General features: G+C 35.7%; 22 protein-coding genes and 1 tRNA gene. 8 read left to right on the top strand and 15 right to left on the bottom strand.

Annotation, left to right across the window (positions count from 1 at the left end; genetic code table 11):
* Positions 1-16: 16 nt before the first annotated feature.
* Positions 17-733: a bacillithiol biosynthesis deacetylase BshB1 gene (bshB1, locus tag KFE94_16685; protein UTW66266.1), complete on the bottom strand. Its 717-nt coding sequence runs from the start codon at positions 731-733 to the stop codon at positions 17-19.
* 62 nt (positions 734-795) lie between these two features.
* Here bshB1 and KFE94_16680 point away from each other — a divergent pair, with 62 nt between their 5' ends.
* From KFE94_16680 to KFE94_16670, 3 genes are all read left to right on the top strand, one after another.
* A complete protein-coding gene (locus KFE94_16680; protein ID UTW66265.1) occupies positions 796-1,296 on the top strand; it encodes a metallophosphoesterase family protein in 501 nt (166 codons plus the stop codon).
* Between the two features lie 57 nt (positions 1,297-1,353).
* Positions 1,354-2,472 carry a hypothetical protein gene (locus KFE94_16675; protein UTW66264.1) on the top strand — a complete coding sequence of 373 codons (1,119 nt, stop codon included), beginning with the start codon at positions 1,354-1,356 and terminating at the stop codon, positions 2,470-2,472.
* 111 nt (positions 2,473-2,583) lie between these two features.
* Positions 2,584-4,131, top strand: coding sequence for a peptide MFS transporter (locus KFE94_16670; protein ID UTW66263.1), 1,548 nt, complete (start codon positions 2,584-2,586; stop codon positions 4,129-4,131).
* Between the two features lie 35 nt (positions 4,132-4,166).
* Here KFE94_16670 and KFE94_16665 read toward each other — a convergent pair whose 3' ends face one another.
* From KFE94_16665 to KFE94_16620, 10 genes are all read right to left on the bottom strand, one after another.
* On the bottom strand, positions 4,167-4,931 hold the full coding sequence (locus KFE94_16665; protein UTW66262.1) for a S1/P1 nuclease: 765 nt from the start codon (positions 4,929-4,931) through the stop codon (positions 4,167-4,169).
* 89 nt (positions 4,932-5,020) lie between these two features.
* Entirely contained in the window at positions 5,021-5,890 is an 870-nt protein-coding gene (gene sucD / locus KFE94_16660; GenBank protein ID UTW66261.1) for a succinate--CoA ligase subunit alpha, read from the bottom strand.
* Between the two features lie 149 nt (positions 5,891-6,039).
* The gene (locus KFE94_16655) at positions 6,040-7,428 is read right to left on the bottom strand and encodes a TolC family protein (protein UTW66260.1); all 1,389 of its coding nucleotides are present in this window, start codon (positions 7,426-7,428) and stop codon (positions 6,040-6,042) included.
* Positions 7,429-8,778, bottom strand: coding sequence for an HlyD family efflux transporter periplasmic adaptor subunit (locus tag KFE94_16650; GenBank protein UTW66259.1), 1,350 nt, complete (start codon positions 8,776-8,778; stop codon positions 7,429-7,431).
* A gap of 1 nt (position 8,779) precedes the next feature.
* Complete coding sequence (locus KFE94_16645; protein UTW66258.1) at positions 8,780-10,450, bottom strand: ATP-binding cassette domain-containing protein; 1,671 nt, start codon at positions 10,448-10,450, stop codon at positions 8,780-8,782.
* A 58-nt stretch (positions 10,451-10,508) separates the two neighbouring features.
* Positions 10,509-10,808 (bottom strand): hypothetical protein, encoded by a 300-nt coding sequence (locus tag KFE94_16640; protein UTW66257.1) that lies wholly within the window; start codon positions 10,806-10,808, stop codon positions 10,509-10,511.
* The gene (locus tag KFE94_16635) at positions 10,805-11,482 is read right to left on the bottom strand and encodes a TetR/AcrR family transcriptional regulator (GenBank protein UTW66256.1); all 678 of its coding nucleotides are present in this window, start codon (positions 11,480-11,482) and stop codon (positions 10,805-10,807) included. Before KFE94_16635 ends, KFE94_16640 begins: the two co-directional genes overlap by 4 nt.
* A 138-nt stretch (positions 11,483-11,620) precedes the next feature.
* Positions 11,621-12,022: a MerC domain-containing protein gene (locus KFE94_16630; GenBank protein ID UTW66255.1), complete on the bottom strand. Its 402-nt coding sequence runs from the start codon at positions 12,020-12,022 to the stop codon at positions 11,621-11,623.
* Between the two features lie 327 nt (positions 12,023-12,349).
* A tRNA-His gene (locus KFE94_16625) sits at positions 12,350-12,425 on the bottom strand.
* Positions 12,426-12,550: 125 nt separating this feature from the next.
* The gene (locus KFE94_16620; protein UTW66254.1) at positions 12,551-13,567 is read right to left on the bottom strand and encodes a hypothetical protein; all 1,017 of its coding nucleotides are present in this window, start codon (positions 13,565-13,567) and stop codon (positions 12,551-12,553) included.
* A 112-nt stretch (positions 13,568-13,679) separates the two neighbouring features.
* Here KFE94_16620 and KFE94_16615 point away from each other — a divergent pair, with 112 nt between their 5' ends.
* The 5 genes from KFE94_16615 (at position 13,680) to KFE94_16595 (ending at position 18,287) form a co-directional block, all read left to right on the top strand.
* Positions 13,680-14,939 carry an oligosaccharide flippase family protein gene (locus KFE94_16615; GenBank protein ID UTW66253.1) on the top strand — a complete coding sequence of 420 codons (1,260 nt, stop codon included), beginning with the start codon at positions 13,680-13,682 and terminating at the stop codon, positions 14,937-14,939.
* Positions 14,940-14,944: 5 nt separating this feature from the next.
* Complete coding sequence (locus tag KFE94_16610) at positions 14,945-16,132, top strand: glycosyltransferase (protein ID UTW66252.1); 1,188 nt, start codon at positions 14,945-14,947, stop codon at positions 16,130-16,132.
* Between the two features lie 135 nt (positions 16,133-16,267).
* Positions 16,268-17,446 (top strand): hypothetical protein, encoded by a 1,179-nt coding sequence (locus tag KFE94_16605; GenBank protein UTW66251.1) that lies wholly within the window; start codon positions 16,268-16,270, stop codon positions 17,444-17,446.
* A gap of 108 nt (positions 17,447-17,554) precedes the next feature.
* The gene (locus tag KFE94_16600; protein UTW66250.1) at positions 17,555-17,917 is read left to right on the top strand and encodes an Hpt domain-containing protein; all 363 of its coding nucleotides are present in this window, start codon (positions 17,555-17,557) and stop codon (positions 17,915-17,917) included.
* On the top strand, positions 17,910-18,287 hold the full coding sequence (locus KFE94_16595) for a RidA family protein (GenBank protein ID UTW66249.1): 378 nt from the start codon (positions 17,910-17,912) through the stop codon (positions 18,285-18,287). Before KFE94_16600 ends, KFE94_16595 begins: the two co-directional genes overlap by 8 nt.
* A 74-nt stretch (positions 18,288-18,361) precedes the next feature.
* Here the strand turns inward: KFE94_16595 and KFE94_16590 are convergent, their stop codons facing one another.
* The 4 genes from KFE94_16590 to KFE94_16575 form a co-directional block, all read right to left on the bottom strand.
* The gene (locus tag KFE94_16590) at positions 18,362-20,107 is read right to left on the bottom strand and encodes a hypothetical protein (GenBank protein UTW66248.1); all 1,746 of its coding nucleotides are present in this window, start codon (positions 20,105-20,107) and stop codon (positions 18,362-18,364) included.
* Between the two features lie 148 nt (positions 20,108-20,255).
* Positions 20,256-22,637 (bottom strand): T9SS type A sorting domain-containing protein, encoded by a 2,382-nt coding sequence (locus KFE94_16585; protein UTW66247.1) that lies wholly within the window; start codon positions 22,635-22,637, stop codon positions 20,256-20,258.
* A gap of 160 nt (positions 22,638-22,797) precedes the next feature.
* Positions 22,798-23,592: a class I SAM-dependent methyltransferase gene (locus KFE94_16580; protein UTW66246.1), complete on the bottom strand. Its 795-nt coding sequence runs from the start codon at positions 23,590-23,592 to the stop codon at positions 22,798-22,800.
* A 2-nt stretch (positions 23,593-23,594) separates the two neighbouring features.
* Positions 23,595-24,083, bottom strand: a complete 489-nt coding sequence (locus tag KFE94_16575) for a DUF4389 domain-containing protein (protein ID UTW66245.1) — start codon at positions 24,081-24,083, stop codon at positions 23,595-23,597.
* Between the last annotated feature and the right edge of the window lie 89 nt (positions 24,084-24,172).

The following is a 24,172-nucleotide window of genomic DNA, read 5'->3' as shown; positions in this document are numbered from 1 at the left end:
AACTTATCTTGATTTACTAAATAGCATCAAAAATTTGATTTACTCCAGCTGGTCTGGCCATAGTAAACCCTTCACCATATTCAGACTGAATTAAGCGACCAAATTGTACCCCTCTTCCATTTATGAAATCTAAAAATGATTTAGATGAGATAGGTGTTTCGGCTTCTTTAGAATTTGGATTATAAAACTGAGAAGAATACGCCATAATTGACTTGATCTTATCATCCCATACTGTAGAAACATCCACAATTAAATCCGGATCAGTATAATAATCCTGAATATAATGATACACATTCTTTGGTCGATGGGCTTCCTGTTTCTCACCATTCCATTCGGTATCAATCTTCTTTAATCCTGCATAGAAACAAGCATCAGCAGTAAGTTTACCTGCACGTCCATGATCCGGGTGACGATCGTTTTCGGCATTCGCTAAGACAATATCCGGTTGATAATATCGGATATGTTGAACGATCTGCAACATATTCTCATTGTTATGTGTAAACAATCCATCTCCCATATCCAAAATGATACGATCGGTTACACCTAAAATCTCAGCAGCACGTGTGGCTTCTTCTTTTCTTAACTCCGGTGTACCTCTTGTGCCCATTTCTCCTCTTGTGAGATCTAAAATGGCTACTTTTTTACCTGCCTGAACCGCTTTTAGGATCGTTCCTGAACAAGATAATTCCACGTCATCAGGATGTACTCCAATAGCTAAGATATCTACTTTCATATGATTGATTTCTAATTTTATTTTGATGAATTTTATTAAAAATTATTCACCTTCGCAAAACTATGACAAAAATAGGGTTGCTTTCAGATACACATAGTTATATAGATCCTAAAGTCTACAAATATTTTGAACATGTAGATGAAATCTGGCATGCCGGAGATATTGGAACTATTGAGGTCACAGATCAACTTTCAGAATTCAAACCGGTTAGAGCGGTTTATGGAAATATTGACAACCATGTGATTCGTGCACAGTTTAAGGAAGTCGAAGTCTTTGAATTGGATGGTGTTAAAGTTTTAATGATCCATATTGGAGGCTATCCTAAAAGATATGTTCCGCAAGTAAAACAGCTTTTATTAAAGGAAAAACCGGATTTGTTTATTTGCGGACACTCTCACATCTTAAAAGTTATTTACGATAAAGAACTTCAATTACTGCATTTAAACCCGGGTGCTGCCGGATTTCATGGGTTTCATAAAATAAAAACCTTACTCCGATTTGAATTGAACTCAGGCAAAATTGAAAATCTGGAAATTATTGAACTGGGACCAAGAAACAAATAAGATTTTATTGCGAAAATCATATGACTCACCTATTTTGTACCCATCAAACATAAATCCTTGATTCAAACAGAACAATTTTACTTTTTGGCGCATATCTCCATTTCAGCATTTGGTGCGATATTACTTATGGCGATATGGTATAATATTAAAAACACCTTCAAATCCAAACTGGATTCCGACTCTTATAAAAATAGAATAGACAAGGGTTTATTATATGTGAGTCTATCTATATTCACCTGGGTGCTTTCCGGATTATATTTCTACTTCTTCCATCACCAATATACCCATATCGCGGAGGTGTTTTTCTCGACCATCAATAATATTCTGCTTCTATTAGCTTTGTATTATTTTGATGAATCTCCTCAATTTATTTACAGAAATGATACCAATTTAAAATATGTCATCTTTGGAGTATTGGTAATTTCTGTTTTGTCTACACTCAGTTTTATATTCTTTGATGAATATGTGTTATATGGTTTTCAACTCAAAAATATCCCTGATTTAATCCTATCCGGGTTTATTTCCATTTTGTTGATTCTTACATTTCATAAAACATTTAAATCTCGAAATCTTATTGTGGTCGCATGGCTGTCTTCTCTTATCGTCATCCTGATGTTCTGTTCTCAACTACCAGATGTATTTCCTCACCTCGATATGGATTTAGAGCGCAAAATTTTAAAGATTATATCTAAAAGTTCTTTGATTTCCATTTTTCTCGTTTTAGCTACTTCCTGGGTTATACAACTTGCTAATACACCTGAATCAAATGAACTTAAGCTCATATTTCGGGATTGGTCCTTAATTCAGATACATATTCCATCCAAAGGAATTCATCAGCAAACGGTTGATTTTAAATCCAAAACAACTCAATTTAAAAACCTCTTAAAATTTGCCCTACGCAGAAAGTTTGCAGACCATGAAAATCAGTACATTGAGATTGGCCATGGAAAGGAAATGGATAGTCAAACATACCTAACTCGAATCATTAATAACCTTAATGCGATTGCCGAGTTGGATGATGAAAAAAAGCTTTATCGAAAAGACCTATTTACATTTATTGGTCAAGGAAAATATCGTTTAAGAGTCCCACCGGAAAACATTACCATTCAATCCACACTTTTAACTGAATTCACGCAAAACCCTGATAACAAAAAGTATAAAGAGTTTGTTTCTTGATAACAATTTGTTACAACGGGTTATTTTTTACTATCATTTATCACATCACTTCTTCTTTTTAGTCTGATCCTAAATCTTGTTGGTTATTAAATAATTTTTAAAACCAATAAAATGATAACACATTCTAAAACGAATGAAAACCCTGTTCCATCCAGACAATTTTTAGGGCATCCTCAAGGTCTATATTATCTGTTTTTTGCTGAAATGTGGGAACGATTTTCTTTTCATGGTATGAGAGCCATGTTAATCATTTATATGACTCAAGAATTACTCTATAATGATGAAAAATCATTTGGAGTTTATGCCGCATATGGCTCCATTTTATATGCAACGCCTCTAATTGGTGGTATGCTTGCGGACAAAATTATTGGTTATCGAAATGCCATAATTATTGGAGGCGTTTTAATGACTATTGGACATTTTACCATGGCCATTGAGACTCCTTTATTTTTCTATAGTTCTTTAGCTTTAATTATCATTGGCAATGGTTTTTTTAAACCCAATATATCCTCCATGGTGGGAACTTTATATGAAGATCAGGATACCAAAAGAGAATCGGGATATACCATTTTCTATTTAGGTATTAATGTGGGTGGCGCAATAGCCCCATTAATCTGCGCCTGGTTAGGTTATGAATATGGTTGGCATTATGGATTTGGTGCTGCTGGGATCGGAATGATATTAGGACTACTTTCATTTGTTTTAGGTACCAAATCGAATGTCTTTAGCAATAAAGGGTTACCTCCCGAAAACTCCTCCTATTCCCCTAAAAAAGCAAGCTTCATCATTTTTACTATTGCTTTACTCTGTGTTCCAATCTTTGCTTCGATATTATATTTCTATGAATTTGAACATTATTTGGTCTGGATGGTCACTATCGCAGTCATCATGATATTGGCTTATATCTTTCGTTATGTTTCAATCGTAGAAAAACATCGCTTATTAGTTGTTAGCTATTTTATCATATTGGCTACCGTATTTTGGGCCATTTTTGAACAAGCTGGTTCCTCTTTGACCCTCTTTGCTGCGAGAAACGTAAATCTTGTATTTCTAAATGCTTCTCAAACCAATAGTTTAAATTCCGGGTTTATCATGTTACTGGCTATCCCTTTCTCTATTCTTTGGAAGTTTTTGAGCCATCACGGTCTAAATTTTAGCTCCACCATCAAATTCGGTATTGGTCTTATCCTTTTAGGGGCCGGATATCTAGTCTTTGCTTATTCTTCCACTCATGCTGATGCATCGGCTCAGGTTCCTATGTTCTTCTTAATCTTCGGAACTTTGGTCTACACCGTTGGAGAACTATTCATTTCACCTATTGGCTTGTCAAAAGCCAGCGAATTAAGTCCTGTACGATATGCTGCCTTTGTAATGGGAATGTGGTTTCTTTCCTCTTTTTATGGTCATTTTTTTGCAGGGAAACTCGCCAATCTAACCACTCAGACTAATATTTCTTCTGGGATAGATTTAATTGATCAAATCTTATATTCCATTACTTTATTGGACCCGGATACACTAGATTCCTCACAATCCAATTGGATTCAGTTATATCAATATGTTTCAACCTTCGGGTTATTTGGATTATTTTCTGTGGGGTTAGGAATATTTGCATTATGCATAGCGCCTCTTATCAAAAAAGGGATGCACGGTATTCTGTAAAATAAAAAGCAACGGTTTGAGCCGTTGCTCTTTATCTATCCATAAATCTCGTTCAGAATCGCTGCAAGCCTTATTCCTGCCTGCAATAATCTTTGATTGACTTCATCAATATGGTCATGCACATATACATAAGAGATTTTCTTGTCTTCAGGTAAATCATACACCGAAGTTCTATAACTCATGGACTCTTCTACCCAATCCATTACAGATGCATTTTGCCAAATCATTACTTGATCCTTTGAAGCCGTATCAATCCAATTGGTATATTCGGTATAGCTCAGTTGTTGTTTGTCGATCATTCCACTATCCCACACACGGTGTAAATTAGATTTCTTCCAGAAAAATTCTACTTTAACATCATTCGCTCCCCTATCAGTTCCATTTCCCACATGTAACGGCTGGTGAATATCACCTACCAAGTGAATTAATGACTTTAAAGCGAATTGCTCATCCACACTGTATTTTTTTGTTTTAAGCTCTTCCATAAACTGATTGATCATTTTATACACATCTCCTTCTTCCGGAGCATGTGAATAATGCTCTCCATCAGGCACCGTACAATAATGCCACGGGCTCATAAATGATTTATCTTTTTCGGAACGAATAAAATCCATCCAATTGGATACCATCGCTACATCTTCTCCACCTAATGCGATTAAAACATTTTTATTGGCCTTCTTAGACATATGGTTCATCGCAATTTGTCCAACCACACGGTGACCTGTTTGTCCCCAGGACCATCCCAACTGTGGAATGACCAGTAATGAAACTAAAACGGATAACACTACAATTCTTTTCATATTCTGTAATATTTGCTTACAAATTAACACAAAAAAGCCCTGACCAGCATACACCGTCAGGGCCATTTATTATTTTAATAATATTCTGTTTACGCTAGTAACTCAGCCATTTTAGAACCTAAGTCCGCTGGAGAATCTACAACGTGAACACCTGCTTCTCTTAAGATGCGTTTTTTAGCTGTTGCTGTGTCGTCAGAACCTGAAACAATTGCTCCAGCGTGTCCCATAGTACGTCCTGCTGGTGCAGTTTCACCTGCGATAAATGCCACAACTGGTTTTGTTCCATTTTCTTTAATCCACTCTGCAGCTAAAGCTTCCAGGTTACCACCGATCTCACCAATCATGATGATTCCTTTAGTATCCTCATCTGCTTCAAACATTTTAATTGCATCTAGCGTAGTTGTTCCAATAATTGGATCTCCACCAATACCAATTGCAGTTGTTTGTCCTAATCCTGCTTTAGTTGTTTGATCAACTGCTTCGTAAGTTAATGTTCCTGATTTAGACACAATTCCTACATTACCTTTTTGGAAGATAAAACCTGGCATAATTCCGATTTTAGCTTCTCCAGCAGTAATAATTCCAGGACAGTTAGGCCCAATCAAACGAGTTTCTTTATCCGATAAGTATTCCTTAACCGTAATCATATCTTTAACTGGAATACCTTCAGTAATACAAACGATTACTTTGATTCCTGCTTCAGCAGCTTCCATAATCGCATCACCTGCAAATGCTGGTGGCACGAAAATAATTGACGTATCAGCGCCAGTTTCTTTTACTGCGTCTTCAACGGTATTAAATACAGGTTTCCCCAGGTGCTCTTGACCACCTTTTCCAGGAGTTACACCACCTACTACGTTTGTTCCATAGTCAATCATTTGACCTGCATGGAATGTACCTTCACCACCGGTAAAACCCTGAACTATAACTTTTGAATCTTTATTTACTAGAATACTCATTTGTATAGATTTTCGAAATTTTGAACGCCAAAATTAACCTATTAGAAAGTTTACACAAGTGATTTTTATTTTGTTTCTCAACCTTTTTTCACGGGTGTTTTTTAATAAGATTTCAGACAGCTAAAAATCATAAAAAGCATCATATTTCCTTAAAGATTCAACATCGTTTGATACCTCAATCCTGCTTCTGAAATTCGATATTGAAAATCAATATCAATGAGCTTTAATTGCGCATTAATCAGGTTTTGATCCCTGGTGTTTATTAAGAACAATGATGATTCTCCCAAGCCAAATAATTGTTGTTCGGAAAGTAACAATGTATTGTACATATCAACAGCTTCCTCCTGAATATTGACTTGCTGTTTGAGGGATACCATTTGATTGTATACACCCTGAATCTTATAGTTTACCTGCGCTTTTTTATCCACCCATTTGGCCTCATTACTTTCTACTTTAATCTGATTCAATCGTACATCTGCTCGCTCTTTTCTGGTAAAAATCGGATAACTCAATACTGCCCCCCATTTATAATTATCAATGGAATAATCATTAATTACACCATTCCCCAAATCACTGGAAAGCGCATTATATTTCACTTGTAATAAAGGCTTTAAGCTCTCTTTCTTCATACGATAATCAATCTTAGAAATCGAGACATTGTTTTTATACATCAAAACTTCAGGATGGTTCTCCACCAGTGAATCTGCCCCCCAATTAAAGCTTTCATCCGGAGCATCAATATCTACCAAAGGAATTACGGTAGAATCCATTTCTAAGGGCACAAATCCATCTTGCCACAAATACGTATTCAGATAATTGCGTTTCACGGTCAGCTCCATCTGACTTTGAGTAAGTTTTAAAGATCTATCCTGGATTTGAATTCTAACCTTTAATGTGTCAATCTGCGGTTGATCTCCAAACATGACGTTTTGCTTCACATTAAAGTAACGTTCTTCAATGTTTTCAATACTTTTTTGGTACAAAACCACCTTCTCGTAAGCTTTTGCCCACTCCAAATATGCCAATGAAGCATCGAAAACTAACTGATTCAAAATCAATTTTCTTTCCAATTTGGTACTGTTCTGAATGATTTTAGCTTGTTTTAAGTCCGCTCTTCTTTGATCAATAAAAAGTCCCTTTCCCAAATTCACCGTCATTCCTAAATTCCAGATTCCGGTTTCAACATTGTAAGACTCCGGATTCAATCTGGTTCCTTCATTGTTGTTATATCCTACTTCAGCTTCAATACCATACCATGTTGGTACCTTTAATCCTCCATTCAAATAGCTATAGTATTGCTTTCCATCAAAGTATTTCTGATTGATTCCGCCTTGCAATTTAGGATCGAACCCTCCTTTCGCTTTACGGAGGTACATATCCCCTTCGGTTTCTTTCAAATTAGCTTGAAAAGCCACAGGATGATGTGCTTTAACAATCTCTAAATAATCGGAATATTTCAAGATTTGCACTTCTTCCTGAGCAAATACTGAACTTCCCCAGATCCAAACGAATAACAGACTATAAATCCATTTCATCATTTACTTCTTATTTTGAGAGGTTTCAATTTTATTGGTATAATATTCCGGTGGAAAACCATTGATATTACGCCATAACTCATACCAAATAGCTACATCATTCAGCATAATCAAGTTGGTAGTTCCTGAACCGAAACGTAAAGCCTCAGGCCAATCGTAAGACTCCTCATTCGGTTTCACCAATATTCTATATTTCCCATTGGCACTGATAAACTGGTCTATCGCATAAATCTCTCCTTCATAAGTGCCATAACTTACATTTGGCCATCCGGAAAAAACAATAGCCGGCCATCCATCAAATTGAATTCTTACCTTTTCATTCAATTGCATTAATGGTAAATTGATTGGATCTACATACAGTTCTACCGCTAAATCATAGTTCTTTGGCATTAAAGAAAGTATCACCTGGCCCTCTTTAATCACTTCTCCAATACCGAAAGACATCGTCTTCGTAATATAACCGGATTGCGGTGCTGTAATATAATACAACCCATTACGGAACACATAATTACTGTACATATTCTCCAATTTTCTTAATTGCGTTTCTACATCTAATTTTTGAGATATTGTACTGATTTTTTCAGACTCGAGCTTATTCAAATCATTGGTAAATTTGATCCAAATATTGCTCAGCTCCATCTTTAAATTGGCGATCTCATTTTTGGCATTTAACCATTTATTCTTCGCACTCAGCTTATAAGCCTCAGTTTGTTGAAGTTTAACTTTCTTTTGCTCCCAATCTACCCTGGACTTTAATCCCTGACTATACAAGCTATCCACTCGATCAAATTGATTTTGAGCAATGACATAATTAATCTTAACTGCTTCGTAGTTCGCACTGTCATTTTCAGCTTTTAGATAAGCCTGCTCCAGTTTATTCTGCGCTTGTTTGTATTTTACATCTCGTAATTCCTTTAAAACCTCTATTTGGTTGTTTTGAATTTTGATCTTTTCAATATAATTCTCAATAGATTCTTTTTTCAAATTCACCTGACTCTCCGTACGCTCTACCAATTCTTCGTCAAAATACGCATCCTTCACCTCCGAAATCTTTAGAATTGTATCTCCCTTACTTACGAAATCTCCTTCCTGCACAAACCATTGGTCGATTCTACCTGCAATCACAGAAGTCAGACTTTGAGGCTTCTGGTCGGGCCGTAATGTAGTTACATATCCCTTGGCTCTAATATTCTGAGTCCATGGTAAAAAGACAATTACCAAAATCAAGAGACTAAATCCTAGTATCACTCTTCTAAAAACCTTACTGGAGCGCTTACTTTCTACTTTGTACAAAGCATCATATTCCTCTGAAGAAATATTTTGATGTACCTTATTTTTAGAGATATTCAACATATTAAACCTCCTTTAATTTTTTATCATCGAGTCTGAATACTCGATCAACATTATCTTTTAAATTCATATCTCTGGAAACAATCACAACCGTCCAGGGATTCTCTTTATCTGTGATAAACTTTATGATATGATCTTTTTCATCTCCCAATAGCGAGGAGAATGTATCCTTAATCAGCAATAGTTTTGGCTTGTCCGCAATACTTCTGGCTAAAATGATTTTATCTACAATTCCCTTCGAAAAACGCTTTCCCTGAGGGTCTAAAGGCGTATCCAACCCTCTTGGTAGTGACCAAACGAAATCCATCAAACCTAGCTTTTCAATAGCCCACATCACATTTTCCATGGAAGCACTTGCTCTACCCATTGTGATATTTTCTAATAAAGAACCTTCAAATAACAGCTCATCCATTAGACAATCTCCAATGATAGATCGTAATTTCATTGGATTATAATTTCCTATGGGCAGGTCATTAATCACTAAGTCTCCCGAGTCCACTTTATACAGCCCGGCCAGCAAATACAATAAAGTTGTTTTTCCTGTATTTCCATCGCCAGTGATTAGCACACGTTCTCCGGATTTAATATCTAAGGATGCTTTTTCTAAAATTCGCTCGTTTTGATTAGGATAGGTAAAATCTACATTTCTCAGATTTACGGAGATTCCTCGACTTTGATCCTCGCATGAAACTGGAATTCCAGCTTCGCGTTCTAATTCTAAATCCGTTACCTGCCCTACTTTTTCCAATGAAGTCAGGACATCATAAATCGTTTCCAAACTTAAAATCAGCTTTTCAACAGAGCCCATAACCAATAAGATGATAATCTCAGCAGCGACAAATTGCCCCAAATTCATTTGTTGGTCCATCACCAAAATACTTCCTACAATCAATAAACCGGAAGCTACTAGCACCTTAAACAAAATCAACAATATGTACTGATTCTTTAATATCTGGAAATGCGCATCTCTGGAATCGATATACGAACTGGTATACTCATTTACACGCTGTAAAGGCAATTCCGTTTTACCAGCCAACTTAAAACTTACACTAGTTCTTGCTAATTCTTCCAACCAGTGCGCTACCTCATATTTGTTCTTGGATTCGTTTAAACTGGTTTCAAGCCCTCTTTTAGATGTCAATCTAAAAATCGAATACACCAACCCTACCAGAATCAAACTATACGCGATAAAAAAAGGATGGTAGAGAGATAACAGCAACAATCCAAAAAGTGTTTGAATGGAAGCCGTTGAAAAATCAATCAGAATTTTAGAAAGTCCTTTTTGCACTGTGGTAATATCAAAAAACCTGTTCATCAATTCTGGTGCATAATGCTTATACAACGCTTCCAATTTAATTCTTGGAATTCTATGCGTAAATTCGAATGCCGCTCGGGTGAAGATTTTTTGTTGTAACAACTCGGTAATCTTCATTTGATGAATCTGTAAAACTCCTGATAACATAATCCCAAGTATTACAACCGCTACTAATACAATCCACGATGTATTAATTTCACCTCCCTGAATTAAATTGATAATTGCCTGAATCCCTATTGGTAAAGACAAATACACCAACCCACTAAAAAATGCATATATGTAAACGTTGCGGATTTCTTTTTTGTCCGGTTTGATTAAAAGCCAAAACCTATCCGCTGGACTAATTTTTTTATTGCCCATGATTAAAGTTAAATACTACTATTGCTAACGAAATTTAGCTGATACGCCTGTGGTAAGGTTAGATAAAATCAGGCGGTGGTGTGGGTGGTGTTCTTTCATATTTGGACACGTCCAATATGGTATTCGAATAATTCGCTTGTAGCATCCACTCATCTGCTAGCGAACAACTCAAACCACTCCACTCCAATATTTTATCGTCAAGTTCTTTTTCTGTTTCTTCTTCTAATTCTCCATCTAACATTTCAATATTAGCCAAATCCACATCAAAATAGCTTTTAATGTAATCTATTGATATCGAAAGCGTCAACAACGTTGTGATCACAACCATCAAATAATATTTCAATCGTAATTCTATCATTGATCTATTTCCTTAAAAACCAATTCCACGTAAAAATTTGATATGGCATCCTCCCCAACTACTACATCTGTGAGTCTCGGTAAATGCTCTGCAAAAAACCTTTGATGATGCGCACCTTCGATTACGGTAGAAACCAGCATATGAGGATATTTAAAAGACGGATTTATTTCATGAATGATTTCAGAAACTCTGTGTACCACTTCCTTATACCTTTTAAAATATCCCAGCTTATTGTCTCGATCTACCTCCTTATTCAAATATGCTTTAGAAGACTCCTTAATCACTATTTGATTTAGCTTTACTTCATTGATCTGAGAAAAAGTACTGTCTCGCTCAATTTTCTCAGTTAACAAAATAATAGCACGTCTTAATCGCTCTTTAGGGTCATCAATATTTGCCAGGCGCATATCCATTCGATATTCCTGCCAGCCCCAATACCATAAAACCAGATACACCAATAAATGATGTTTGCTTTCAAAATATCGATAAACAGAAGCCTCTGTAGAAGAAATGTATTGTGCTAATTTCTTAAACGTAAAGTTCTCAAAGCCCAGATCATCAATTAAATCAATACTTCCAGAAAGAATCTTACTCCCTAAAACAGACGAGTCAGGTGTTTTAATAAACACTTTCTCATTCACCTGAATTTTCATATTTGAGTTTAATCCTTTCATTTATGATTTAGTTGCTCACAAATATAATAGTATTACTATCAATAACAATATCAAAACTTTTAATTGAATGTTAAATTTATTTAATGATAACGTAAATTGCTGAAATAAAAACAGTAACAAAGCCTCCCTAACGACTACTTACCTGGTTGACACACAGCCTTCTGAGCTACATTGACAGTATTTAAGGTTATATAAATGTAGACTGACCAGAGATAAAGCACTCACATGTTTGTACATTTCAGGAAGAGGTATAATTAGAAACTTTTCATTCATAACAGTAATAAAAAGGGCTACCCAACTCACCCACAATCCTTTCTTTACCAACTTACTGCTTGATTTTCTTCCTGAATAATAAACCGCAAAAAAAGATAAAGTCAGAAACAAATAATCTAATGATTGCCACCACACAGGCGAATCCTCACAACAACTAGAAGTACACGCTTGAGCAACGAACAAAAATGGAGTTGCAATACAGTGCACCAGGCACAAACTACTAAACACAGCTCCTAAACTATCGGATTTGAAATAGATCGAATTCATAGGCATCAGGAAATTCTTCCTGATGCAAATATATTTACAAACTCATCAAATGCAACATTGTTGCATTTGTAAAATGCAGATAATTGTCATTTTAAATGACAACTTCGAATTTTCAGACACAAAAAAAGCTCTTACTTACGCAAGACCTTTAGTTTTGGGTGAAAGACGGGATTATAGATTAAATATGATCCCAACTCTTTCGAAAATGCCATCAAAACTATAGTCCGAAAATGGACTTTTTTATTCTCGAAATATCTTATTCGAATACATTCGAAACGATATTCCTCAAACAAAAAAAGGTCTTACTTGCGTAAGACCTTTAGTTTTGGGTGAAAGACGGGATTCGAACCCGCGACCCTCGGAACCACAAACCGATACTCTAACCAGCTGAGCTACAATCACCATAAAATTGAGCGGCAAAAGTATAATAATCTTGGAATTTCAATAACATTTTTATGACTTTTTCTTGATCATTTTTTCATGTATTCCAAGCGATACCGCTACTTCCATAATTTTCAAATATTTATATCAATAATTCGCATCAAAACTTTTTCCAATTATTTGAATATCTAATTTTCCATCGCTAAAACCCGCATGTCCATCTGCACCTTCCTTCTTTCCGATAATGATACCATCTACAATAAACCCCAATACGCCTCTTACATTTTGAGTACCTTCACCGGACCTACCTCCTCTACCCGCACGTCCTGCTTCATTTTCAAAATGAAAATTATTTTTAAATCGATAAGCCGATTCTGTAACAAAAACTGTGATGTCTCCACCAGAAGCTCCATGCCCTCCATTTCCTCCATTACCTCCTTTGTATCTAGCATATCTGGTTCTACGACCGCCATGCCCTCCATTGCCCCCATTTGATTTAACAATCAAATGATGATTCGCAAAAAACATTGTTTTCTTTACTGAATGATCTGTAACAAAACGACACATGATTAATTCTTCATCAAAAACCAAAGTATCTTTAATAAACACATCCACATCTTTGCCGGGAGTTCCATCTCCTCCAGGATATCCATGTCCACCTTGCGAACCACAAACCGAATCCCCTTGTGCATCAAATCCATTAGAGCCATCACTTCCATGTGCACCATTATATCCACTTACATTATAGGTGAAACTACTATTGTAATTGACAATTATTTGCTTTTCATCAACTAAATGACCCGAACCTGGCACCATAATCTTAACTGTAACCGTATCGGGAATTCCAGTATATTTTAAGTCATCATCTACCATCACCGTATGTCTATATGCATTAAAATCCCCATTCGATATTTGAACGACTACCCCATCCCATTTCAAAACTCTTTGTCCCGAATATTCCGGATATGTAAAGTATTGCTTTCCATTTTTGAGTGTGACTTTAGATTTAATTTGAAATCCCATTCCGGGGTTTAAACCTTTTGTTTTTTCCACCTCCAATTGAATTCTTTCGGTTTGATCTACTGGTATCGAAGTCAAAACCTTTGGACTACAAGAAGATAACAGGTAAATTAAGATTACTGAACTGAGCAAAAATTTAGTCATCACATAGAATTAAATATTCTATTGCTTAACAATTTATGTACCATATTTTATGCCCTGGAGATATCAACATACTATTATTATCTCTTTATACATTCTGTCCATTATTTCCGTTATGGATTTAATTATTTTCGCCAACAAATCAAATGCGTTGAAAGCACTCCAATCTAAAACAGGGAAACAAACTATACTTCTTTTTGCTTCGCAGTTAGCAATGGTTGTGATTGGTTTTGGGATTAAAACCATCCAAACCAATTATCTGGGCACAGAAGGTTATGGGATCTATGCTTTTTTTGGTTCTTTCACTGCTTTCACTGCTTTGTTCTTCCGATTCGGTTTCTACTCCTCTCTTCAAGTACTGTTAGCCGAAAACAAAGACTTTCAAAAAGAACAGGAACTATTTGCTCTGGGCTTTGTGATTAATCTTTTTATCGGGCTTTTATATGCTGTTTTTGTCTGGATTTTTTCGTTTTATGTAGATCAATTATTTGATACCTCCTTAGGCGATATTATTCGAGTTCTGGCTCCATTGACCATTGTCATTCCCTCTCGGAACCTTATCTCTTCAATGACTGTAGGCTCTAACAAAGTTCATATCCTCCCAATCTACGATAATACTTCCAAAATATTCTTTCTGATGGCTTTGGGTCTATTTGCTTATTCGGATCAATTGGATGTTTATACCGTAATTTCATTTAATCTATTAACCTTACTGGTTTCTGTAGGAATTATCTATCGTCAGTTTAATCCTCAGTTTAAAAATCTAAAAACACATTTTAAATCCGTCTGGGCCAAAAACAAAAGCTTTGGTTTTAACTTCTATTTGGGAAGCACAGTCAATCAAAGTACATTTAAGCTAGATGAACTTGCCATTGCCTATTTTATCAATACCACCGTCAATGGTTTTTATTCATTGGCAAACCTAATTGCTTCTCCAATGATTATGGGAAGTCAGGCATTATCAAATAGTTTGTTTAAAGACTTTAGTCATCAAAAGAAGATTCCTCAAAAAGTATTTATTTATAACACCTTGTGGTTACTATTCTCCATGTTATTTCTTTACTTATTTGCAGATTGGATTGTCCATTTCTTATTCACCTCAGAATTTGGAGATGTAAGCAGATATGCCGTTGGAATCTCAGTGGCGTTATTGTTTCAGGGGTTATATCAACCCTTTAACTTTTTATCGGCCAAATCACAAGGTAAAGCAATCAGAAATGTGGCTTTCACGGAGGCCGGAATAAACTTAATCGGGAATTTAGCGCTTATTCCAATATTCGGGGTATTGGGTGCCATTTATACCAGTATTTTTGCGAAGTTTGTACATCTACTGGGTAAAATTTACTATTACAATAAATACCTAAAGGAAAACTAAATTTTATGGCTAAAATCTGTATGATCTCTGTCAATCATTCTCCTTTGGATGATCGTATTTTCTACAAAGAAGCACTTACATTACAGAAAGCTGGTCATACGCTTACCATGATTTGTCGTGCAAATGAAGAAGGAATTATGTTCGATATGGGGAATACGACTCCTTTGAATGCACCAGATCAAAAAGAGATTGTTTTCAATGATATCAAAACCTACCCTATTCCAAGTCCGAAAGGAAAATTAGATGTGGTTCTGAAGAAAGTATTTAAAGGCGAATTTTACGATCAGTTTATTGCAAAAGCGCTTGAAGTTAATGCGGATGTTTATCATGCGCATGAACCGGAATCATTTTACATTGGATTGCAAATTGCCAAAAAGAATAACGCCAAAGTAGTTTTTGATTCTCATGAGAGTTATACTACCGGCACCCCAAAAGAAATCTGGATTAAAAACCAGTATTTGGCTGAACTGCAATATCTCATTAGCGCCAATCATATTACACGGGGATATTTAGTTTCGAATCACCATCACATTAAAAGTACCGTCATATATAACGCTGCGCAGAATCAGTTTTATCCTAATCATTTCCGGGAAAATAAACCAGACCGAATTGTAATTGCGCATGATGGCTACCTTCCATTTAACCGAGGGTTAAAAGAAATGCTAAACGCTGTTTTAAAAGTGTATCAAAAGCATCCGCAAATTCAATTCAAAATTATCGGTGCTACAACTGGTGAGGAAAAGACATACCTCACTGCATTCGTCCAAAAACATCAATTAGAAGATATAATTTTTGAAACCGGGTGGGTGAAATATGAAGATGTTGCTACACATCTGGCTGATTGCAAAATTGGAATTATTGCAAAAACACCTACGGTGAACAACATCATTGGAGGTCCTCCGATTAAATATTATAATTATTTAGCAGCAGGAATGGCGGTCATTGATGTAGATATGCCTGAAACCACAAGACTGATGTCTAAATATAAAAACGGCATTAGTGTGTCTGACAGAAATCCGGATAGCATGGCTGACGCAATTAACCAACTCATCGAATCTCCGGAACTTCTACAGAAATATCAAACGAATTCCTGTAAAGGATTTCAGGAATTAAACTGGAATAATGAAGGGAAAAAACTGGTGGATTTCTATCATAATGTCGTACTCAATGAGCGTTCGCTAATTTTACATTAACCCTATTCAAAATTCAATGTTAATAACCCGTCTACGGGTTTTCTCTACACTATTCTTCTAACCTGTAAATTGCGGTAGTGATTTGGTCATTCATATGTCCCAAATTAAAGTATTAGAAATCTATCTGTTATATCAATGAAAAAGTATTCCGGGATATTAATTTTACTATTATCGCTCTCCACCTGGACATATGCGCAAAAAACGAATAGAAGTGAATTGTTCAATCAGGCTATGCTTGATTTAGGACAAAACAAAGTAGAAAAGGCCTCCAGAAGTTTTGAAAAACTCTACAAGCTGGATTCTACCAATATGAACTTGGCCTACCTACTAGGTCAAAGTTATGCCAGACTGGATACCAACCTGGATTACGCGGTATATTTATTGGAAAAAGCTTCGGAACGTTACTCCCCGAATTACAGAGTACGAAATTTTGAAGAACGTAATGTTTCGGAATATGTATTCTACTATCTTTTAATGGCGTATTCCTTAAATGGAAATTGTTCCAAAACAATTGGTACACTTAACAAATTTTATTCAATCTACTCATTTGCCAACGAATACTATTTGGTTGAAGGTCAAAGATTTCATAGAGAATGTAAAAAACGAGAGGTACCGATTGATTCGGCAGATTTAATCGCTTATAAAAAAGATGAAGCTGTGGAGCATTGGGTAAGCACCAAAAGTGTCACCTATACGAACAAACAGCCTACTTATGGTGTTCAAATTGGCGCTACACTGGAGCCCAAATTCACATGGGAATTTAAGGGGGTTAAAAATGTGGAGGTTTATGTGGATGAAAATGGCGTTTATCGCTATATCATTGGAAAATTTGTTCATCCATTAGTTGCAGAACGTCTTTTAGAAGTAGTTAAAGAATCAGGGTATCCGGATGCATTTGTTGTAAACGTAAAAGATAAAACCAGATTTAGCGAAAAGGTGGTGAATATGGACTACAAACCTATTGAAGATGAACTGGTAGGAAAAGTATTCTTTACGGTCCAGGTTGGTGCTTTTAAAAGCGATACAATTCCTGATGACCTGACCTATTTATTCATTGAATTAGACAGTATTGTGGAGATCAATGATGCCAATTGGACCTATCTTACGGTGGGAGAATTTGACAATATTACTGAAGCCAGATTTTATTTAGAATTAGTTAAAGATGTGGGCGTTAAAGATGCTTTTGTAACTGCATTTAATTATAACCGAAAAGTAGATTTAAGACAGGCTGAAGCTTATTTAGAAGAACAGCAAAGAATGTACGAAGAGCAGAAAAAACGTGACCAGAAGAAATCCAAAAAGAAGCGGAGATAACTGATAATGTCACTATAAATCAATATTCCTGTTACACATTGATATTCTTTTATTTTTAGAACTTTCTTATTTACAAAATCGTAAGTTTGTACCATCAAACACTACTAAATGTCAAAAGAATTATACGACCTATCCATTTTAAGTGACATGGTGTATGGAGATACTGATTTTATGAGAGAACTAGTAGAAACTTTCATAGAATATGCTCCTACGGATGCTATGGAACTTGCCGCATTTGCAAAAGAAAGAAATTGGGATGAGGCTTCGAAAAAAGCGCATAAATTAAAATCATCCATTCGTACAATTGGTGTCACTTCCCTATCAGATGTAATTCTTCAAATTGAACAAGACGCCAGAGATCAAACCAATATGGATACCATTTGTGATAAGATTCACAACTTTACGCAAACGCTGAATACTGTATTAGATCATCTTAAAAAAGAACCTTTTATTCAAAATAACAATGAATAGAATTATTAAAACGGACAATGCTCCTGCTCCAATTGGCCCATACAATCAGGCCATTGAGGCAAATAACACTTTATATGTAAGTGGCCAAATTGGTATGAACCCGGCTACCAGTGAATTGGTTCAGGATTCATTAGAAAACGAAACACATCAGGTGATGGCTAATCTGGCTGCAATTCTAAAAGAAGCCGGTTACAATTGGAACAATATTGTTAAATGCTCCATCTTTTTAGCTGATATGGATGATTTCCCAGAGGTAAATAAAATCTATGGTGGATATTTTTCAGATCAATATCCTGCTAGAGAAACCGTACAGGTAGGGAAATTACCACTAGGTGTTAATGTAGAAATTTCTGCAATCGCTGTGAAATAGAATTCAAATTACTCCAAATAAAAATCCCGAATACTTGATAGTATTCGGGATTTTTTATTTTGTTTAAACCGGAATTAATCGTTTTCCAATCCTACATAAAACTCAACCGTTTTCTCTGTTGAATTTCCCAGCTTGTCTTCTACTACAATTCTTACTGAATATTTCACTTTCTTTTTCAAGAATCTGTTACGCTCCGAAATATCTAATGTTGAAGCTGAAGAATAAAGTGTTAATGGTCCACCATTAATAGAATATTTAATCGTTTTTGTTCCAACATGATCATCCGTAGCCCCTAAGTATAAACGAGAGTAATTTGGATAAATACTCATTCCGTTTTTAGAACCAATTGGCTCAATACTAAAGTTATGATATATTACCGGAGGGGTATTATCTACAAATACATTTGAAGTCTTTTCTACTTCCACGTTATTTACGTTATCCGTAGTTTTAAACTTAATGGTATGGTATCCTTCATTTGGAATAGTAAACTGGCTATAGTTTTGGAAAGCACCACCATCTAAACTGTATTGGATTTGTTTTACACCAGATTCATAATCTCTTGAGAATAAACTCACTTTCGTATCCTTATTTACAAACAAAGTATCTCTGGCAAAAAATTGTGGAGATCCATACTTGATTCCCGTTTGTGGCGCTACATTATCCAAATAAACTGTTTTATATTTATTTGCTGCTAAATTCTGTACATTATCTGTTGCATCATATTTAACGGTATGCACACCTTTTACATCCGGATATTTAAAATCTGAAGTAAAGTCATAACGTTCCCCGCCATCCATTCGATAATAAATCTTGTTTACTCCTGCTTTATTATCGGTAGCTGATAAATTTACGGTAGTTCTATTCGAAACATATAAATACTTACTTCCCTGATATTGATCTCCATTAATTGAAATTGTAACAACCGGAGCAATTTTATCCAAATAAAAAGAAAATGATTTCTTAGTCTCAGTATTCTTTACATTGTCAATAGAGTAATAATATAAGGTGTGTTCACCATCACTTAAATAAGATACCCCTATTCTGCCAGAAGATCTTTTCTCAGACCCTGAATCAAAAGAATACAATGTTCTGTTTACACCTGATAAATTATCCGACTGAGACAATGTAAAAATGGTGCTTGGCGCAATGATATTAGAATTGTAAACGATTCCTTCGATCGCATGATTAGAAGTTGGAGCTGATAAATCCACTACAAATCGTGAATTTTTTGTTTTTTCTGCATTTCCAACGTTATCATTCGCATAATAATATAAAGTGTTTTCACCTTCTGTGGAAGCATTCACAGTTCCTGAGTAATTGGTCCAGGAACCTGTTCCTAAAGAATAAAATGTATTTTCAACACCTGAAACACCATCTCTTGAAGTTAAAGTAAACTGAAGTCCAGGCCCATAATAAACTCTATCACTGCGATACACATTGGCACCTGAAAAAGCTAAACGTGTTACAGGAGCCAATCCATCTGCATATAACTCATACATCACCTCTCTTTTGGGTTCAATCGTTTTTCCGGTTTCCGGATCCACCGCCCATTTACTTCGGATATAATTTACACCCTCTGTATCTAAATACATCGGATCAGCATATCCGGCAGAAGCTTTACTCGTTAAAGGGTACTGTGGTCCTCCTTTAGACGTTGAAAACATAAAATAAAGTGGCAAAGATTTCTGTACATACGTATTTCCATCATTGACATATACCTTTTTTTCATGTGTAGGTTGTGCAGGCTCCTGGGCCATCAAAACTGTTGCTGACAGTACAAATGAGCCCAATAGTGATTTTGAAAGTACATTTTTTATCATGATAATCAGTTATATAGTAGGCTGTAAATTTAAACTTTTTGACTATTCTTCAAAAGAATAAGTATCAGTATTCAAACCTACTATCTTTTACTGACCAGGATTAAGTACAATAAAATTCCGATTATCTATGCTAAATGTTAAAGAAAATCTAGTTCTTAACGAAAACCACTTTTCTGGTTTCTACTTCTCCATTACTAAACTCTACTCTTACTAAATAAGCTCCTGAGTTCAATGTAGAAGCATCAATATCTACCATTGAATTATTGAAGTTTGTATTTCCTGCGATTCTTTTACCTATAAGGTTAAACACCGTTACCGACTCCATCATAACATTCAAATCTTTAGATTGAACACGAATTGTATTCTGATTTTGATAGATATCCACTTTAGATGAATTCACTACATCTTCAACACCAGTTGGAGCTCCTGTATTTTCCATCATTAACTCAAATCTGGAGTTATATTCTCCAACAGGAAGATAAATCGTGTAGTTCTGTGCTTTTAAATCTGTAACCGTTCCAGTTGCATTATCCTTCAAGAAAACCAAAATATGACTTCCCATATTTTCTGAACTGTTGATTGAGAATGTATGATTTCCTTCATTATCTGTTTTTACATACAACGGAACACTGTAAGTCGCTAAATCCTCCAATTTCTCAAATGCCTGAATTGAATACACATTGGTATCAATCATACTACCAAATAATAAAGCTGAATTAGATTCTCCTTTAGGGGCATCCTGAGCCATATCATACGCATTGCTAGATGATAAAGAATATCCTACAGCAGTTTGATTAAAGTTATTAGAATCATTCTCTAACCCTACTCTTACTACAACTTTGTCTTTGTTTGCTTCTGTTTTAAAGAAACCTGAGTTGTTTCCAGTTACACGCATTGCGTTAGTAAACGTCACATTTCCATCTTGCAACGCATACACCCAAAACCCCTGACCAGCTGCTGCAAACTGTGAAGGCAATGCCGAACCATTTGCAGAAATGGAAGAGAATTGATTATACACGGCATAATCATTAGACTGATTATATGTAGCTCCGTTTGAATTATCATCTACCCAGAAATAATAATCTCCGGTAATTACCCCACTATTATCAGAATAGAACTTTTCCAAATCAATTGCAGATGGGTATGGGTTTCCTACCAAATTCCAATCATCCATACTCCAGTTTGGATTGTTTCCCAGATTCGTTTCATCTACAGCAATGGTTACATCTCCATTGTTAACAGTTCCAGAGAAAGTACGTGTTATAGAATTATCACCCGGAACAAAATAACCGCGTGCTGGGTCCATCACTCCATCTCCTCCTGAAATGACATTAGCAGCTCCAAAAGTTACCTGATTTCCATTACAAGTCGTTTGATAATTTACAGGATAATCAAATTTCCAAGATTGCGTGGAGCTCTCAAAACAAAAGATATCACAAGGGTTTGCACCTAAATATACATCCGCAATTGTAGCACTCTTAATTGGTGAAGACCAACTATTAAATGACAATGGATCGTTTCCTCCATTTCTTTTAATAATGTACACCCCAGAACCTTCATTATTATCTGCCGAAGAAGTTTGTACCAATGATCCTGTATTTTCTACGGTAATTCTTCCTTCACTCAAGATTCCGGAACAAACGGTCAAACTTACGCCTGGATCCACCGTAATGTTCACGCCAGGTGAAACTACCAAATCACCAATGGTTTTATCTGAAGAAAAGTTTAAATCATCTAAAACCTGTAAAGTAGTTGTACAAGTTGTTGCCGGTACATTCCCGCCATCATATGTGGTAAATGTATTTCCGGATGTAGTGGAGTGATAAGCCAAATAGGTTGTATTTCCAATGGTACTTGGAGGAATACACGCATTACCATAACACCCATTTATTTCACCGTTACTCACAAAAATTCCGTTCCCATTCTTCACTTCTACCTGTCCAACGCCCTCAATTTTTGCGTTATTGGCTAAACTCAAGTTTTTAATGGATAACTTTCCGTTAATCGTTACAGTTCCTAAAGAGAATGCCACAGAACCGTTTTTCCAATCGGCATCTTCATTTAAAATCAATGTACCATAATTTACAAATGACATTTGATTGAATGTCCAACTTGCACCCTGGTTATAAGTAATTACACCTGATTGGTAATTTGCAAATGTTCCGTTTTTAGTCACAATGTCTCCATCAATTACGAAATTATCCGAATAGTTAACCACAGTCAACTGGCTCACTTGTAATTTCCCTCCGGATTTCACATGAACACTTGATCCCAGATCAAAACGAGCACTCCATCCCATTTTCAAGAATCCACCTGAGTTTATGGTAATAGATCCACCACTCAATAAACGCAAACCGTTTAATGTTACGGTGTGATTAATAATAAAATCATCAGAAGAATTGATACTATTTCCAGGATTGCTTGGACTCCAGGAGTTATTTCCTGTAGTGGTATACGTTACAGCAATCACGCTTGGACTTATCACTACAAGCGACAACAAAATCAAAATGGCATGTAACTTTTTAATCATAACTCCAGAATTTATAATTATTTGTTCATAATTCGTTAGGTGCTACAAAAATACATTGATTTATAAGAAATACAAGATGTTATGCATGCGCACCTTTTGCTTTATACGCATTCTGTGCTAAAAGGGTTACAATTTGTGACGAAATAGGTCAAAAAAGTGATTATTTTTTCTGAGCCAGAATAGCATACACCATTGGAATTCGTCTTTTTAGACCGGATATTACAAATTCACCGGAAGAAACTTCTTCCATATTCGCAAAACAGTTATAGGGAGAATAGTCAAATTCTTTCAAAGATAAAATCTCTAATCCGGAACTCATCAGGCTATTTACCACATCACTCATCGGGTGATTCCAGGAAATTTCTGTATTTCGCATTTCCTCTCCACCATCCGTATAAGTTCCTTCAGATTCTTCTATGATTGTTTCCGTATTAAAATAATTGTACTTCACGAATTTGAATTCAGAATCAAACATCCATACCACCGGATGAAATTCAGCAAAAACAAATTGCCCACCAGGCTTTAAAAAATGTGATACCACACTTCCCCATCGATTAATATCCGGAAGCCATCCGATCGTACCATAGCTTGTAAAAACGATATCAAACTGCTCCTCTAAAATATCAGGTAGACTATAGACATCACAACAGATGAAAGAAGTATCCACATCCATCTTTTGCGCAAGTTCCTTTGCTTTTTCAATGGCCACGTCCGAAAAATCAACCCCAGTCACCTGAGCTCCCAAACGACTTAAAGAAATGGAATCCTGCCCAAAATGGCATTGCAAATGCAAAATCTTCTTCCCTTTGATATCTCCAAATAAATCCAATTCAATAGAGTTTAGAGAAGATCTTCCCTTTAAAAAGCTTTCATTGTCATAAAACTCAGAATCTACATGAACTTCAGTTCTATTATTCCACGTTTTCTTATTGATTTCCAAGTAATTTTCTTCCATGCCTATTCTTTTCCTGTAAAAGGTGGATATGTATCAAAAATGTAATTCTGATACGCCATCAAACGCATTACCCAACGCAGAGTTCCGATATTAAAGTGAAACCAGTTTTCCGGATATTTCCCTGTAAATAATACTGCAAAAAATGCCAGAAATGTTAGAATCCCACTCCACAAATTCCTGAATGTCCATACAAAAACATGTGGTAATATCATGATTGAAATGAAGATAAAACGAATCAATACGCTTGCTCTGTTAGGTGTTTCATTATATGAGGCTGTAATCTTTAAATATTCTACTTCCTTATTGACCCCAAAAACAGGATAATCATCTCTTAGATTATACGAACTCAAATGTAATCTGGCCAACCAGTCCATTACTCCCATTTGATAATCCCATACGTTTGCCGGATATCTTCCCTTAATCAAAATATAAAAGGTAGCATAAATCCATAGAATCTTTGACCACAGCAACACAAACAATAACACAAACATATGTGGGATGTAAATATAAAACGCTCCAAAAAAGGTTCTTAACAGTAAATGTAAGCGGGAATATGATTCTTGATACCGGACTTGTAATT

This window comes from bacterium SCSIO 12643 (assembly GCA_024398135.1).
Lineage (GTDB): Bacteria > Bacteroidota > Bacteroidia > Flavobacteriales_G > Salibacteraceae > CAJXZP01.
Note: the sequence above shows the minus strand (reverse complement) of the source record. Positions and strands in the feature narration are given on the sequence as shown.

What these genes read in the sequence shown, in the direction of transcription:
- KFE94_16610 (UTW66252.1), top strand. Translation starts at nt 14,945, where the DNA reads ATGGCTAAAATCTGTATGATCTCTGTCAATCATTCTCCTTTGGATGAT.
- KFE94_16640 (UTW66257.1), bottom strand. Translation starts at nt 10,808, where the DNA reads ATGATAGAATTACGATTGAAATATTATTTGATGGTTGTGATCACAACG.
- KFE94_16575 (UTW66245.1), bottom strand. Translation starts at nt 24,083, where the DNA reads ATGTTTGTGTTATTGTTTGTGTTGCTGTGGTCAAAGATTCTATGGATT.
- KFE94_16620 (UTW66254.1), bottom strand. Translation starts at nt 13,567, where the DNA reads ATGACTAAATTTTTGCTCAGTTCAGTAATCTTAATTTACCTGTTATCT.
- KFE94_16670 (UTW66263.1), top strand. Translation starts at nt 2,584, where the DNA reads ATGATAACACATTCTAAAACGAATGAAAACCCTGTTCCATCCAGACAA.
- KFE94_16680 (UTW66265.1), top strand. Translation starts at nt 796, where the DNA reads ATGACAAAAATAGGGTTGCTTTCAGATACACATAGTTATATAGATCCT.
- KFE94_16615 (UTW66253.1), top strand. Translation starts at nt 13,680, where the DNA reads ATGGATTTAATTATTTTCGCCAACAAATCAAATGCGTTGAAAGCACTC.
- bshB1 (UTW66266.1), bottom strand. Translation starts at nt 733, where the DNA reads ATGAAAGTAGATATCTTAGCTATTGGAGTACATCCTGATGACGTGGAA.
- KFE94_16605 (UTW66251.1), top strand. Translation starts at nt 16,268, where the DNA reads ATGAAAAAGTATTCCGGGATATTAATTTTACTATTATCGCTCTCCACC.
- KFE94_16630 (UTW66255.1), bottom strand. Translation starts at nt 12,022, where the DNA reads ATGAATTCGATCTATTTCAAATCCGATAGTTTAGGAGCTGTGTTTAGT.
- KFE94_16650 (UTW66259.1), bottom strand. Translation starts at nt 8,778, where the DNA reads ATGTTGAATATCTCTAAAAATAAGGTACATCAAAATATTTCTTCAGAG.
- sucD (UTW66261.1), bottom strand. Translation starts at nt 5,890, where the DNA reads ATGAGTATTCTAGTAAATAAAGATTCAAAAGTTATAGTTCAGGGTTTT.
- KFE94_16645 (UTW66258.1), bottom strand. Translation starts at nt 10,450, where the DNA reads ATGGGCAATAAAAAAATTAGTCCAGCGGATAGGTTTTGGCTTTTAATC.
- KFE94_16635 (UTW66256.1), bottom strand. Translation starts at nt 11,482, where the DNA reads ATGAAAGGATTAAACTCAAATATGAAAATTCAGGTGAATGAGAAAGTG.
- KFE94_16595 (UTW66249.1), top strand. Translation starts at nt 17,910, where the DNA reads ATGAATAGAATTATTAAAACGGACAATGCTCCTGCTCCAATTGGCCCA.
- KFE94_16665 (UTW66262.1), bottom strand. Translation starts at nt 4,931, where the DNA reads ATGAAAAGAATTGTAGTGTTATCCGTTTTAGTTTCATTACTGGTCATT.
- KFE94_16580 (UTW66246.1), bottom strand. Translation starts at nt 23,592, where the DNA reads ATGGAAGAAAATTACTTGGAAATCAATAAGAAAACGTGGAATAATAGA.
- KFE94_16655 (UTW66260.1), bottom strand. Translation starts at nt 7,428, where the DNA reads ATGATGAAATGGATTTATAGTCTGTTATTCGTTTGGATCTGGGGAAGT.
- KFE94_16600 (UTW66250.1), top strand. Translation starts at nt 17,555, where the DNA reads ATGTCAAAAGAATTATACGACCTATCCATTTTAAGTGACATGGTGTAT.
- KFE94_16585 (UTW66247.1), bottom strand. Translation starts at nt 22,637, where the DNA reads ATGATTAAAAAGTTACATGCCATTTTGATTTTGTTGTCGCTTGTAGTG.
- KFE94_16590 (UTW66248.1), bottom strand. Translation starts at nt 20,107, where the DNA reads ATGATAAAAAATGTACTTTCAAAATCACTATTGGGCTCATTTGTACTG.